Origin of the sequence: Bacillus cereus group sp. BceL291 (genome assembly GCF_051776705.1) — a bacterium.
Lineage (GTDB): Bacteria > Bacillota > Bacilli > Bacillales > Bacillaceae_G > Bacillus_A > Bacillus_A cereus.
Map to the genome: position 1 here is coordinate 1 of NZ_JBPWAP010000093.1, position 14967 is coordinate 14967.

Genomic DNA, 14967 nt, shown 5'->3' on the forward strand with positions numbered 1-14967 from the left:
ATTTATCTACAATTTTAGACGGCTCAACTAATGAAATTTTAGCTTACCATGTTTCAGAACAGATGACATTAGAGCTCGTAACGACAACTCTCCATAAACTAAAAAGGAATCCGCGGATTCGATTGACTGAAGGTGCTTATATTCATTCAGATCAAGGATCCCACTACACAAGCCCTACCTATCAAAAGCTAGTTAAAAAGCTAAACCTAGGACAATCCATGTCAAGAAGAGGAAACTGTTGGGATAACGCCCCACAAGAATCATTTTTTGGTCATCTGAAAGATGAAGCTCATATAAAACCTTGCGTGTCCTTTAATGAATTGAAACAAGAGATTAAGAAATATATGACGTATTATAATCATTATAGATATCAATGGAATTTAAAAAAGATGACTCCTGTTGGATACAGAAATCATCTTCTTGATGTTGCCTAACTTTTTTCAAAATGTCCTTTACAAAGGGTACAGATTAAAATGGATATATGCTTTTCTTTTATTCTTGCCCTACACGTTTCACTTCTACATTTTTAATACGTTCACGTACAACGTGACTTGCCATAATTAAGCCTGCCACAGATGGTACGAATGCATTTGATGAAGGCGGTAATTTCGCTTTACGAATTTTTGCATTTTCGTCTGGTACGATTTCTTTACGTACTTCTTCACGAATTACGATTGGGTTTTCGTCAGAGAAGACAACTTTTACACCTTTTTTAATACCCTCTTTACGAAGCTTCGTACGAATGACTTTCGCAATCGGATCTGTGTGTGTTTTAGAAATGTCCGCAATACGGAAACGAGTTGGGTCCATTTTATTTGCTGCACCCATACATGAGATAATTTTAATTTTACGACGTAAACATTGTTTAATTAAATGGATTTTGAACGTAATCGTATCAGATGCATCCACTACGAAATCTAAACCGTGTTTAAAGAACTCTTCATATGTTTCATCTGTATAAAACATTTCTAGTCCAATTACTTCACATTCCGGATTAATGTCTGCAATACGCTCTTTCATTAATTCTACTTTTGAACGTCCTACAGTAGATACTAAAGCGTGAATTTGACGGTTTACGTTTGTAATATCTACAACGTCTTTATCAACTAATACGAGACGTCCTACTCCAGAACGCGCTAACGCTTCAGCTGAAAATGAACCTACGCCGCCAATTCCTAAAATACCGACTGTACTATTTTTTAATATTTCAAGTCCTTCTTTACCGAAGGCTAATTCATTACGTGAAAATTGATGTAACATTCAGCTCTACACTCCTATTACAAAAATGGTCTACCATGTATTCTAGCGTTTTTCCGACTATTTGTATAGAAAAAGTTATAGAATTCCTAAAAATACATATTTCGAAAATGAAAACATAGACCAGAATTTCATTTCTTCCTAAATACACGTTTAAAAAAGAGGATTCAGAGAACCGAGCAGATCGAGGCGCTGAAGCCAGGAGGAGCACAGTGTAGAAATACTACTCGAGCACCGGACTGGCGAAGCAACGATGAGATGCGACAGTTATCTGAACCGGACTTTTTAAACTTCCTTTCAATACACGTTTAAAAAAGAGGATTCAGAGAACCGAGCAGATCGAGGCGCTGAAGCCAGGAGGAGCGCAGTGTAGAAAAATACTACTCGAGCACCGGACTGGCGAAGCAACGATGAGATGCGACAGTTATCTAAACCGGACTTTTTAAACAACCTCTCAAAAAAAGTCTAGACGGTTATAGTATAACCATCTAGACCCTATTCTTACTTCTCTTCTTTTAAGCTTAATTTTAAGTTTAACTCTTCAAGCTGTGCTTCTGCAACTGGGCTTGGAGCTTCTGTTAATAAGCAGCTTGCGCTTGCTGTTTTCGGGAATGCAATTGTATCACGAAGGTTCGTACGGCCTGCAAGCAGCATAACAAGACGATCTAAACCTAATGCAATACCGCCGTGTGGTGGTGTACCGTATTCGAATGCTTCTAATAAGAATCCGAATTGCTCTTGCGCTTCTTCTTGTGAGAATCCAAGTGCTTTAAACATTTTTTCTTGTACGTCACGCTCGTAAATACGAAGTGATCCACCACCAAGCTCATAACCGTTTAATACAAGGTCATATGCTTGTGCACGTGCTTTTTCTGGTGCTGTTTCTAGTAACTCAACGTCTTCACGGAATGGCATTGTGAATGGGTGGTGAGCTGCGAAGTAACGATCTGCATCTTCATCGTACTCAAGAAGTGGCCAATCAGTTACCCATAGGAAGTTAAATTTACTTTCATCAATTAACTCAAGCTCTTTACCTAGACGTAAACGAAGTGCGCCTAAGCTATCTGCAACAACGCTCTTCTTATCTGCTACGAATAGTAATAAGTCGCCAGCAGTAGCCTCTAATGTGCTCATTAACACATTTGCATCTTCTTCACCGAAGAATTTTGCAATCGGTCCTTTTAAACCGTCTTCTTCAACTTTAAGCCAAGCTAAACCTTTTGCACCGTATACTTTCACGAATTCAGTTAATGCATCGATGTCTTTACGAGAATATTTACTTGCAGCACCTTTTGCATTGATTGCTTTTACTTGTCCGCCGCTTTCTACAGCACTTGTAAACACTTTAAAGCCACAACCTGCTGCAAACTCAGATAAGTCTGTTAGTTCCATTTCAAAGCGTGTATCTGGCTTATCAGAACCGTAGCGAGCCATTGCATCAGCATATTTCATACGAGGGAATGGTGCACTAACTTCTACACCTTTTGCATCCTTCATAACTTTCGTCATCATACGCTCCATCATATCTAAAATTTCATCTTGTGTTAAGAATGAAGCTTCGATATCGATTTGCGTGAATTCCGGTTGACGATCCGCACGTAAATCTTCATCACGGAAACAACGTGCTACTTGATAGTAACGCTCAAATCCGCCGACCATAAGAAGCTGTTTAAATAACTGTGGTGACTGTGGTAATGCATAGAATTCACCATCATGTACACGACTTGGCACTAAATAGTCACGAGCTCCTTCTGGCGTGCTTTTCGTTAAAATTGGTGTTTCTACTTCTAAGAACTCTTCTGTGTCTAAGAAGTTACGAATTGTTTTCGTTACGTCATGACGCATTTTGAATGTGTTAAACATTACTGGACGACGTAAGTCTAAATAACGATATTTTAAACGCACATCTTCTGATGCATCTGTATCATCAGCAATGATGATTGGCGTTGTTTTCGCTGCATTTAGTACATTTACTTTCGTTGCTTGTACTTCAATACGACCAGTTGCCATATTGTCATTAATTGCGCCTTCACCACGTTCAACAACTGTACCTTCTACGTGTAATACGTATTCGCTACGAATTGTTTCTGCTACTTCTAACGCTTCTTTTGATGTTTCTGGGTTAAATACAACTTGCACGATACCTGTACGGTCACGTAAGTCGATAAAGATTAATCCACCTAAGTCACGGCGTTTTTGTACCCAACCTTTTAATTGAACTGTTTGTCCAACAGCTTCTACTGTTACTTTTCCACATGCATGTGTTCTTTCAGCCACTGTAAGTTCCCCCTATATTAATTTCTCTGCTACGTATGAAGCAAATACATCTAACGCTACTTCTTCTTGTTCACCTGTTGCCATATCTTTTAAGTTAATGATGCCTTTATCTAGCTCATCTTCTCCTAATACAGCTACAAATTTCGCCTTTAGACGATCTGCTGATTTAAATTGTGCTTTCATTTTGCGATCTAAATAATCTTTTTCAACTGACAATCCAGCTTTACGAAGATCGAACGCAACTTTTGCAGCATGGTCTTTCGCTTTTTCGCCAAGCGCCACAACGTAACAATCAATGCTATGTTCAAGTGGTAATTCAATGTTTTCAGCTTTTAGCGCCATAATTAAACGTTCAATACTCATTGCAAAACCGATACCTGGCATTTCTGGTCCACCGATTTCTTGTACAAGTCCGTTATAACGGCCACCACCGCTTAATGTAGTGATCGCACCGAAACCTTCTGCCTCACTCATAATTTCAAAAACAGTGTGTTGGTAGTAGTCTAAACCACGCACTAAGTTCGGATCTTTTTCAAACGGAACATCCATCATCGTTAATAGTTCTTGAACTTTGTCGTAGTATATTGCTGAATCTTCGTTTAAGTATTCTGTAATAGATGGTGCTGTTCCCATTAATTCATGGTTACGGTCCTTCTTACAGTCTAAAATTCGAAGTGGATTCTTTTCTAAGCGAGATTGACAGTCAGAACAGAATTCGCCGATACGTGGCTCAAAGTGTGCGATTAATGCATCACGGTGTGCTTGACGGCTCGCTGCGTCACCTAAACTGTTTAATACAACTTTAATATTTTTTAAGCCCATGCCGCGGTAAAATTCAACAGCAAGTGCAATTACTTCTGCATCAATTGCAGGGTCATTACTGCCGATTGCTTCGATACCGAATTGTACGAATTGACGATAGCGACCTGCTTGTGGTCTTTCATAACGGAACATTTGACCGATATAGTATAATTTCGTTGGTTGTGTTGCATCACCAAACATTTTATTTTCAACATAAGAACGTACAACAGGTGCAGTACCTTCTGGACGTAATGTTAAGCTGCGCTCTCCACGATCTTGGAATGAGTACATTTCTTTTTGTACGATATCTGTCGTATCACCAACACCGCGTAAAAATAGCTCAGTGTGCTCAAAAATTGGTGTACGAATTTCTTTATAATTGTAACGACGGCAAATTTCGCGTGCTTGCCCTTCGATATACTGCCATAACTCAACAGTGCCTGGAAGAATATCTTGCGTTCCGCGTGGGATTTGAATAGACATATTCAGTTCCTCCTCAAATTGTTTTAATCTTAATAAAAATAAAAAAACTCCCGCCTCTACTGTTTAAACAGTAGGGACGAGAGTATTATACCCGTGGTGCCACCCTAATTGAAGCACGTATGCTTCCACTTTTTTAATAACGCTTAAATGTGCGTTCATCCCTACTAAGCGTATATGCCGTTCAAGTTGAAACCTCTAGAGTGTCATTCAATCAGTCATCATGCAGAAATGTTTTCAGCCTAAGACATTCCTTCTCTTTCCATGTGTGTCTCATTTACTCTTCTCTATCAACGGTTATATTCATATGTAAATATAAAATTACTATACGTTTGTTAAGTAGGATTGTCAAGTGCTCTAAGAACGTTCAATCTGCTTCTTTAAACGCTTTACATCTTGAAGAGAAATCCCAAACTCGGAAGCAAGCTCCATTGAAGTATTGTTTTGCTCTTTTGAAATAAAATCATGAAAATTCACGTTAAATAGTTGATTTGCACCATTTGTAACAGAATGCCCTTTTTCATTCATACGCATACGTATATCCCTCACATTCAATATGGATGTTTTACTTTTTATTGTTCCATATTGATGGGAGAGTTATACATAACCGAAACTGCTATTAATTCCAAATAAATGAACAAAACATACAACAATGTATAAAAAAGAGAGGATTATATAACCCTCTCTTTTTTATCAACACTATTTACTTTCTACAATTAAGGTCACCGGACCATCATTGATTAAAGAAACATCCATCATTGCTCCGAACTTCCCTGTTTCCACATGTAATCCTTGTTTACGAACTTCTTCATTAAAGAAATCGTATAAACGCTCTGCATAATCAGGTTTCACAGCATCCATAAAGTTTGGACGTCTTCCCTTGCGGCAATCTCCGTATAATGTGAATTGCGAAATAGATAGAACTTGTCCTTCTACATCAAGTACAGAATGATTCATCTTTCCGCTCTCATCTTCAAAAATACGTAAGTTTGCAATTTTTTCCGCAATGTAAGTTGCATCTTTTTCTGTATCTTCGTGCGTAATGCCAACTAGTAATGTTAAACCGAACGGAATTTGTCCTACGATCTCACCGTCTACTGTGACAGACGCTTTCTTTGATCGTTGTAAAACAACTCTCATCTTTCTACACTCCCTATTAATGCATCATGCGTCGTACTGCATAAATTTCTGGAACGCGTTTAATGCGTTCTACTACTTTTTTCAAGTGTTGTAAGTTACGAATCGAGATTGACATATTAATTGTTGCCATCTTATTACGGTCACTTCTACCAGAAACAGCTGAAATGTATGTTTTCGTCTCTGTAACAGCTTGCAGTACTTCATTTAATAAACCGCGGCGATCGTAACCTGAAATTTCAATATCAACGTTATACTCTATTTCTTTTTCAGGGCTACCTTCCCACTCAACTTCTAATAAACGTTCTATCGCTTCTTCTGTATGAACATTTACACAATCACGGCGGTGAATCGATACACCTCGGCCTTTCGTAATATACCCAACGATATCATCACCCGGAACTGGGTTACAGCATTTCGATAAACGGATTAATAAATTATCAGCACCGCTTACCTTTACACCAGAATCCCATTTTCGAATTTTCATCGGTTTACGAACTTCTTTGACTTCAACAATTTCTTCTTCTTCGCGTTGCTTGCGGAACTTGTCCGTTAGTCGCGTAACAATTTGCGAAGCTGTAATTCCGCTATATCCAACTGCTGCAAACATATCTTCTTCATTTGCAAAGTTAAATTTCTCCGCGACGCGTTTTAAGTTATCAGGCGCTAATACTTCTTTCATCTCATACTCTAGACCACGTACTTCCTTTTCAACAAGTTCACGGCCTTTTTCAATATTTTCGTCTCTACGTTGTTTCTTAAAGAATTGACGAATTTTATTTTTCGCATGAGATGTTTGAGCAAGTTTTACCCAATCTTGACTTGGGCCATATGAATGTTTCGACGTTAAAATTTCAATGATATCGCCGGTTTTTAATTTATAATCCAGCGTCACCATTTTCCCGTTTACTTTTGCACCAATTGTTTTATTCCCAATTTCCGAATGGACACGATACGCGAAATCAATTGGAACCGATCCAAGTGGTAATTCCATTACATCGCCTTTCGGTGTAAAGACGAATACCATGTCAGAGAATAAATCAATTTTTAATGACTCCATAAATTCTTCTGCATTAGAAGCTTCATTTTGCCATTCTAATATTTGACGGAACCACGTGAGTTTCTTCTCTAATGTACCTGTTGTTTCTGCTGTTTTTCCTTCTTTGTATGCCCAGTGTGCCGCGATCCCGAATTCTGCAATTTCGTGCATTTCTTTCGTACGAATTTGCACTTCAAGTGGATCACCTTTCGGTCCAATTACAGTCGTATGAAGAGATTGATATAGATTTGCTTTTGGCATTGCAATATAATCTTTAAAACGACCTGGCATCGGCTTCCAGCACGTATGAATAATTCCAAGCACTGCATAACAATCTTTAATACTATTTACAACGACACGTACAGCTAATAAATCGTAAATTTCATTGAACTGTTTATTTTGCAGTGCCATTTTACGATAAATACTGTAAATATGTTTCGGTCTTCCAGAGATCTCAGGTTGAATTGCAACTTCTTTTAATTTCTCACGAATACCAGTCATTACTTCGTCTAAGTATTCTTCACGTTCTGCACGTTTACGCTTCATTAAATTTACAATACGATAATATTGTTGTGGATTTAAATAGCGAAGTGACGTATCCTCTAGCTCCCATTTAATAGTACTAATTCCGAGTCTATGTGCTAAAGGTGCAAAGATTTCTAGCGTTTCATTCGCTATGCGACGCTGCTTCTCTTGAGGCAAATGTTTCAATGTACGCATGTTATGAAGACGATCAGCTAGTTTAATTAAAATAACTCGAATATCTTGAGCCATTGCAATAAACATTTTGCGATGGTTTTCTGCTTGTTGTTGTTCGTGAGATTTATATTTGATCTTCCCAAGCTTCGTAACACCATCAACAAGCATAGCAATTTCTTTGTTAAATTCCCGTTCAATATCTTCTAACGTAATCTCTGTATCTTCCACTACATCATGTAAGAAACCTGCTGATACCGTAGCTGGATCCATGTGTAAATCAACTAAAATACCTGCAACTTGAATTGGATGAATAATATACGGTTCACCCGATTTTCTGTATTGTTCGCTATGCGCATCGCGTGCATATTCATAGGCACGTGCTACTAGCTCAATATCTTCATCCACTAAATATTGACTTGCTTTCTCGAGTACCTGTTCAGCTGTTAGTACCTGCTCATTTGCCATCGAATCACCTTTTATTGAAAATTGACTTTATCTTTATTTAATAGAATAAATTATATTCTATCATTATAACCCAATGATTGTGAATTGTGAAAAGGAAAAGATTTTACTGACATTTCACCATGATTTTTTGTTCAATTATACAAAAGTACCCGCTCCTCTCCAAGAGATTCACGGGTACTTTTTATCACCGTAGTTTTACCTATATAGTGATTAGTATTTTTCTAATACTAATACATCGTAACCATCTAACATTTTACGACCATCTAAGTAAGTAAGCTCTACTAAGAATGCAATCCCTGCTACAACTCCGCCAAGTTCTTCAACTAGCTTAATTGTCGCTTCGATAGTTCCACCTGTAGCTAATAGGTCATCTGTAATTAATACGCGTTGACCTGGCTTAATTGCATCTTTATGGATTGTTAAAACATCTTTACCATATTCTTTACCGTAGTCAACTGTAATTACTTCACGTGGTAATTTTCCTAATTTACGAACTGGCGCAAATCCTACTTCTAACGCATAAGAAACTGGGCAACCGATAATGAAACCACGAGCTTCTGGTCCTACTACAACATCGATATCTCTTTCTTTTGCGTATTCAACGATTGCATCTGTTGCTGCTTTGTATGCTTTACCGTCATTCATTAAAGGTGTAATGTCTTTAAACACAATACCTTCTTTCGGATAATCCGGTACAATTGCGATATGTTGCTTGAAATCCATATTTCTGAATCCTCCTCAGATCTAAAAGGTTTGTAAATACAAATCCTTTACCCTAACTGTTCTACTTCTTTATGATTACGAATCGTTTCAAACCATGTATATAGTTGCTGATATGTGCTATAAACCAATTCTTTTTCTAATTGTAAGTGGTTCATTTTCTCACGATATGTGTTCGATTCAATTAAATCACGCTTTTGTTTTTTGTCTGCCATAAAAATGACGCCATCTTTTATTGTAACAAATTCTAACTCAAAAAACACCTGTGTCATAAAATTTACTGTATCTTTTGACCAACCTTTATGACGACATAGTTGTTCTCCATATTGTCTTAAAGAAAATGGTGTTTTTTGGTTTAAGAAAGAATAATACCATTTAAAGTGTTCTCTCGTAGGAACTGTACTAAATAAGTGGTTATTCTCTTGATAAAATAGCGTATAAATTCGCGCTGGGAATCCTGCCTTAAATAACTCACGTAATTCATCGGTTCCTTTTGGTAAATCAAGTAACACGATATATTGATCATCTAAATGCGTTACTTCTGAAGCATGCATGAGCTTTTCTTTATAGCTCTCTAAAGAAAATTTATTCAATACCTCTTCAGAAAAATACACCATTGTTATTTTTTCTTTCGGAAGTTCTGCTAAATTTGCTTCTGCATTACGCATACTACGCCAATCAAATAATTGCCACGCCTCTACAGCAATATCTTGTACCATTAGTTGTGGCTTCTTAAAATTATTCCATTCATTGATGGATGCTTCTCCTATTACAGATACTTTTGCAACTGGAGAGATTTCTTTAGCATATGCACCAAAACCAAATCCAATTGTATCCAGTGTTGCTTGTCCATCACGAAGAGCCATTTTTAAATGAGAACCATCTGATCCGATTGCGCGAATGCTTTCTAACTCTGCATCTTTTACTGCAATACGTGGTTTCGGATTTCCAATACCAAACGGGGCTAGTTTTTGCATATCTTCAATTGCCGCTAGCGTTACATCCTCTACTTTGCAAAAAACATCAACTGCTGTAATTGGAATAAAATCTTCTTCTGTTAAAATCGCATCTGCTTGTTCATTTAATCGGCGACGTAATTCATCTACATCATTCATATGTAGCGTCATTCCCGCTGCCATCGGATGCCCTCCGAAGTGTGGCAATAACTCTCTACAATCTGATAAGTTTGCAAACAAATCAAATCCTGCAATACTACGTGCTGAGCCTTTTGCTGTTTCTTTTATAGGATCGATGCTTAATACAATCGTCGGACGATAAAAACGTTCAACTAATTTAGAAGCAACAATTCCAATTACCCCTGGGTTCCAGCCTTCTTTTGCAAGTACTAATACTTTGTTTTCTTCTGGCGGGAATTTATTTTCAACTTCAGCGATAGCTTCTTCTGTAATTTGCTTTACAATATCTTTTCGCAGTTTGTTCAGCTCATCAATTTCTTCGGCCAACTCTTTCGCTTCCTCTGGATCATCTGATAATAAAAGGTGTACAGCCGGCGCAGCATCTTCTAAACGCCCAACCGCATTAATACGAGGTGCAATTGAGAAGCCAATACTCTCTTCTGTAATTTCACTTTGCGAAACGTTAGCAACTTTAAACAATGCCTTCAAACCAATATTTCTCGTCATACGCATATGTTTTAAACCGCGTTTCACTAGCAACCTATTTTCACCATGAAGTGATACTAAATCGGCTACTGTACCAATTACTGCAATCTCTAATAAATGTTCTGGTACACGGCCTAATAGTGCATGCGCAACTTTAAACGCAACACCTACACCAGCTAAATAGTGAAACGGATATACGCCACCTTCTAATTTCGGATGTATAATCGCAAGCGCTTCTGGCAATTCTGGCGGTGGCTCATGGTGATCTGTAATAATTAGATCTATTCCAAGCTCTTTCGCTACATTCGCTTCATGTACTGCTGCGATGCCAGTGTCGACAGTAATAATCAGTGAGAAACCTGCACTATGCGCCCAACGAAATGCTTCTTCGTTCGGTCCATACCCTTCTGTAAAACGATTTGGAATGTAAAATTCTACTTCTGCACCTAATTCTTGAAGAGCAAGATATAAAACCGTCGTACTACTTACTCCGTCCGCATCGTAATCACCAAATATTAATATTTGCTCTCCATTTTGAATCGCCTTATTTACACGTTCTACCGTTCTATCCATTCCTTCTAATAAAAACGGATCATGAAATTCTTGATTTTCTGTATTTAAAAAATCTAAAATCTTATCTTCTGTATCTAGTCCTCTACCGAGGAATAATGAAACGACAAGTGGCGATAACTGTAATTTACTTGCTAATTCACTCACTCGCTCGTCATTATATTCTTTTTCTTTCCAACGCGTCTTCGGTTGTAACACGAAATCACCCCTTAACCTGTTCATTATACAAGACAGATTAAGGGGTGACAATATAATGAAAACTACGATGCAATATCTATATACTAAAATGTTAATGATGTTTAATTTGGAGAATACGGATTTATATGTACGAATACATTTTGTACATTATCTTGTTTCATAAGTATTTCTTTCACATGTTTTCCAATACGGTGTCCTTCTTCTACGGTAATGTATGGATCTACAGACACTTTAATATCGACAATAACATAATGACCATGCTCCCGTGCATATAAAGAACCAATTTTTTTCACACCATCTACTTGAAGAACGGCCTCTCTAAGCGGAATAACATCCTCCTCATGAAGAACATGGTCAAGCGTTGCATGAATTGCTTCCGCTCCAATGCTCCATGCCATTTTTACAACAAGAAGCGAAACAACTAATCCTGCAATCGGATCAGCATATACAAGCCAGTCTATACCAAGCTTACCACCGAGTATAGCTGCACAAATACCGATTAAAGCTGCAATTGAAGAAAACACATCCGAACGGTGCTCATATGCATTTGCAATAATTGCATCACTATTTACCCTTTTCCCTAATCGGAATTTATATTGAAACATTCCTTCTTTCACGACGATTGAAAGAACAACAGCAAAAATCGTAATTCCTTTCGGCGGTTCTAGTTCTTGCGAAAAAGCTTTTATAGATGAAATCGCGATTTCAAGTCCCACAATAAATAATAATACCGCAACAATAATCGCTGAAATCGATTCCGCTTTACCATGACCATACGGATGATCTTCATCAGGTGGCTGCTTTGCCGCTCGCAATCCAAAAAGTACAGCTAGCGAACCAATTACATCTGATGCAGAATGCACGGCATCCGCTAATAGCGCTCTACTGTTCCCAATATAACCAATTACCGCCTTTACAATCGCTAATATAATATTACCAACGATCCCGACAATGGCACCAAACTCGGCCTGTTTAAAACGTTCATCTTTTTCCATAATTAAAATCCCTTCTTTTCTTAACCTATCTTTTTATTTTAACAAAAACAGCGATAACACCACCACTTTCTTCCATCTTCTTTCTGTTAAAAAGTTGCTATCTTATTGTATCCTCAAACGAAAAAAGAGATGCCTCATAAAGAGACATCATCTTTTCTATACTTGCGGTTCAGATTCTACTTTCTCAACCTTCTTCTTGTTTTTTCCCTTTTTCAAACGACGGTTTTCAAGCATTAACCAAATTTGAGAGGCAACGAAAACAGAAGAGTACGTACCTACAATTAATCCAACAAGTAACGCAAACGAGAAGTTACGTAGTGACTCACTACCGAAGATAAGCAGTGCAATTACTGGGAATAACACTGTTAATACGGTGTTAATCGAGCGACCAAGCGTTTGGCGAATACTTGCATTTACGATTTCTTCTAGATCTTTTATATCGCGCACTCGTTTTTTCTGTTTGTATAATTCACGGTTTCTATCAAATGTAACAATCGAGTCATTAATAGAATAACCGATGATTGTTAACACTGCAGCGATAAACGTTAAGTCTACCTCTAATTGGAAAATACTAAACATAACAACCATAACGAAAGCGTCATGTAATAATGCAAGCACTGCAGATAACGCATACGTAAATCGGAATCGAATACTTACGTATAAAATGATAACCGCAGAAGCAATCAGTACAGCGATAAATGCATTTCGTGCAATTTCTTTACCGATTGTCGGTGAAACTGTACTGATGTTTGGATCTGTACCATATTTATCGTGGAAGAATGTTTTTGTTTTCGCAATTTCATCTTTTGATAAAACACCTAATGTACGAACTGCGAAACCTTTATTGTCATCTCCAGTCGGTACAATATTTTCTTCCTTCACATCAATGTTCAATTCTTTAAAATCTTTATGAACATCAGACACCGTAACAGCTTGTTTTGATTGCAAGTCAATACGTGTACCACTCGCAAAGTCAATACCAAGATTCAATTTGAAAATTGGTAAGATAATTGCACCCGCAATTACAACTACAATCGAGAAGATAAGGAATTTATGACCGATATTTACGAAGTTAATACGATCAAATCTCGTTGGCGGATGTACTACACCTTTTGTTAATGGAATAATATCCTTTTGTTTCACACCAAAATATCCTGGTTTTTTATCAAAGTAACGGCTCTTTACAAGTAAACCTAGTAAGAAACGAGTACCGAATACGTTCGTAATAAAACCAACTAAAATACTTACGATTAAACTTGTTGCGAATCCTTTTACAGAGCTATTACCATAAACGAATAACACACCAGCTGCCGCAAGAGTTGTAACGTTTGCATCTAGAATTGTTGCTAATGAACGATGGTTACCAGCGCGGAATGCCGACATCATGGACTTACCAATTTTCAACTCTTCTTTCAGTCTCTCGTACGTAATAATATTCGCATCAACTGCGATACCTACTCCGAGCACTAACGCCGCAATACCTGGCAACGTAAGAACTGCATGCATCCAGTTAAAGACAAGTAATGTAACGAAAATGTATAAACCTAACATAATAACCGCTACAAGTCCTGGTAAACGGTAGAATACAAGCATAAATAAGAAAATAAGAGCGATACCAATCGCACTAGCGAAAATCGTTTGCTCTAACGCTTGTTGACCAAACTTCGCTCCAACAGATGTTGAATACATTTCTTTTAAATCAACAGGAAGTGCACCTGCATTTAATAAAGATGAAAGTTGTTTCGCACTTTCAACTGTGAAGTTTCCACCTACGATAGATACTTCAGCTTGGTTAAATACTTGGTTTACTGTTGCTGCTGATAAGAACTTCGGATTCGGTTTTGCAGATTCTGCTTTGTACGAATCTTTTCCTTCTTCAAAATCAAGCCAAATTACCATTAAATTCGTTGGTGGTGGCATTTTTGAAATTTTTTCAGTTACTTCACGGAATTTTTCAGCGCTCTTTAGTGTAAGACCTACGCTCGCACGGCCTTGCTCATCAAATGTTTGCTTCGCTCCGCCGCCTTTTAAATCCGTTCCGTCCATAAGAAGATTATCATCTACATCACGGAATGTTAATTTCGCTTGTGTTGATAACATTTCACGTGCTTTTTGCTGATCTTGTACACCAGCAAGCTGTACACGAATTCGATCTTGCCCTTCGATTTGAATGTTCGGCTCACTTACACCGAGAACATTGACACGATTCTCAAGAGCACCTACTGTACTTACAAGTACGTCTCGATCGATTTTGTCCCCTTTTTTGGCTGGTTTTACTTCATACAGAATTTCAAAACCACCGCGAAGGTCTAGTCCTAGACTAATTCCTTTTGCTATGTCTTTTCCTGCCGCACCAATTACTCCACCGATTAATAAAACGATGAGGAAAAAGGCGGCAATTCTCGTACCACGCTTTGCCATATGTACCCTCTTTCCGCTACTAACACTTTAAATAAATCTCTTACGATTCACTTTTACACGTGTGCATACGTCTAGTTAGTAGACTTCCTTTCTATAATTTTGCTAGCTCATCACTAGCTGTGCCGGTACGTTTTCACGATACCTGCACTTTCATTATTTGTTTTCTCTCTTCACTACCTCCTCGTATGATAAAGTTAGGTTTTTTAGGAAAGGGATTTACCTATAAACCCGTGAGTATCTAGTTATATGAGATACTTATATTTGTAGATAGAGTGTTGCCGACCAC

The 14967-nt window shown here is 37.8% G+C and carries 11 protein-coding genes and 1 other annotated feature; of the genes, 1 reads left to right on the forward strand and 10 read right to left on the reverse strand.

Annotation, left to right across the window (positions count from 1 at the left end; all coding sequences use genetic code 11):
* On the forward strand, positions 1–434 hold a 434-nt coding region (locus tag ACS2CR_RS30075), incomplete at its 5' end, for an IS3 family transposase (protein ID WP_438906127.1).
* A 58-nt stretch (positions 435–492) separates the two neighbouring features.
* On the opposite strand, the gene ACS2CR_RS30080 is transcribed toward ACS2CR_RS30075, so the two are convergent.
* From ACS2CR_RS30080 to secDF, 10 genes are all read right to left on the reverse strand, one after another.
* Positions 493–1260 (reverse strand): tRNA threonylcarbamoyladenosine dehydratase, encoded by a 768-nt coding sequence (locus ACS2CR_RS30080; protein WP_000903182.1) that lies wholly within the window; start codon positions 1258–1260, stop codon positions 493–495.
* Positions 1261–1758: 498 nt separating this feature from the next.
* Complete coding sequence (gene aspS / locus ACS2CR_RS30085; protein ID WP_000840898.1) at positions 1759–3534, reverse strand: aspartate--tRNA ligase; 1776 nt, start codon at positions 3532–3534, stop codon at positions 1759–1761.
* Between the two features lie 12 nt (positions 3535–3546).
* A complete protein-coding gene (hisS, locus tag ACS2CR_RS30090) occupies positions 3547–4818 on the reverse strand; it encodes a histidine--tRNA ligase (protein ID WP_000027081.1) in 1272 nt (423 codons plus the stop codon).
* A 69-nt stretch (positions 4819–4887) separates the two neighbouring features.
* Positions 4888–5118: a binding site (T-box leader), on the reverse strand.
* Positions 5119–5172: 54 nt separating this feature from the next.
* Positions 5173–5349, reverse strand: coding sequence for a hypothetical protein (locus ACS2CR_RS30095; protein ID WP_001242605.1), 177 nt, complete (start codon positions 5347–5349; stop codon positions 5173–5175).
* A 165-nt stretch (positions 5350–5514) separates the two neighbouring features.
* Positions 5515–5955 (reverse strand): D-tyrosyl-tRNA(Tyr) deacylase, encoded by a 441-nt coding sequence (locus ACS2CR_RS30100; RefSeq protein WP_153602479.1) that lies wholly within the window; start codon positions 5953–5955, stop codon positions 5515–5517.
* 16 nt (positions 5956–5971) lie between these two features.
* The gene (relA, locus tag ACS2CR_RS30105; RefSeq protein WP_001262811.1) at positions 5972–8155 is read right to left on the reverse strand and encodes a GTP diphosphokinase; all 2184 of its coding nucleotides are present in this window, start codon (positions 8153–8155) and stop codon (positions 5972–5974) included.
* Between the two features lie 210 nt (positions 8156–8365).
* A complete protein-coding gene (locus ACS2CR_RS30110; RefSeq protein ID WP_000346215.1) occupies positions 8366–8878 on the reverse strand; it encodes an adenine phosphoribosyltransferase in 513 nt (170 codons plus the stop codon).
* Between the two features lie 47 nt (positions 8879–8925).
* Positions 8926–11265, reverse strand: coding sequence for a single-stranded-DNA-specific exonuclease RecJ (gene recJ, locus ACS2CR_RS30115; protein WP_000941236.1), 2340 nt, complete (start codon positions 11263–11265; stop codon positions 8926–8928).
* A gap of 101 nt (positions 11266–11366) precedes the next feature.
* Positions 11367–12260 (reverse strand): cation diffusion facilitator family transporter, encoded by an 894-nt coding sequence (locus tag ACS2CR_RS30120; protein WP_053512759.1) that lies wholly within the window; start codon positions 12258–12260, stop codon positions 11367–11369.
* A 156-nt stretch (positions 12261–12416) separates the two neighbouring features.
* The gene (secDF, locus tag ACS2CR_RS30125) at positions 12417–14681 is read right to left on the reverse strand and encodes a protein translocase subunit SecDF (RefSeq protein ID WP_001119065.1); all 2265 of its coding nucleotides are present in this window, start codon (positions 14679–14681) and stop codon (positions 12417–12419) included.
* Positions 14682–14967 lie beyond the last annotated feature (286 nt).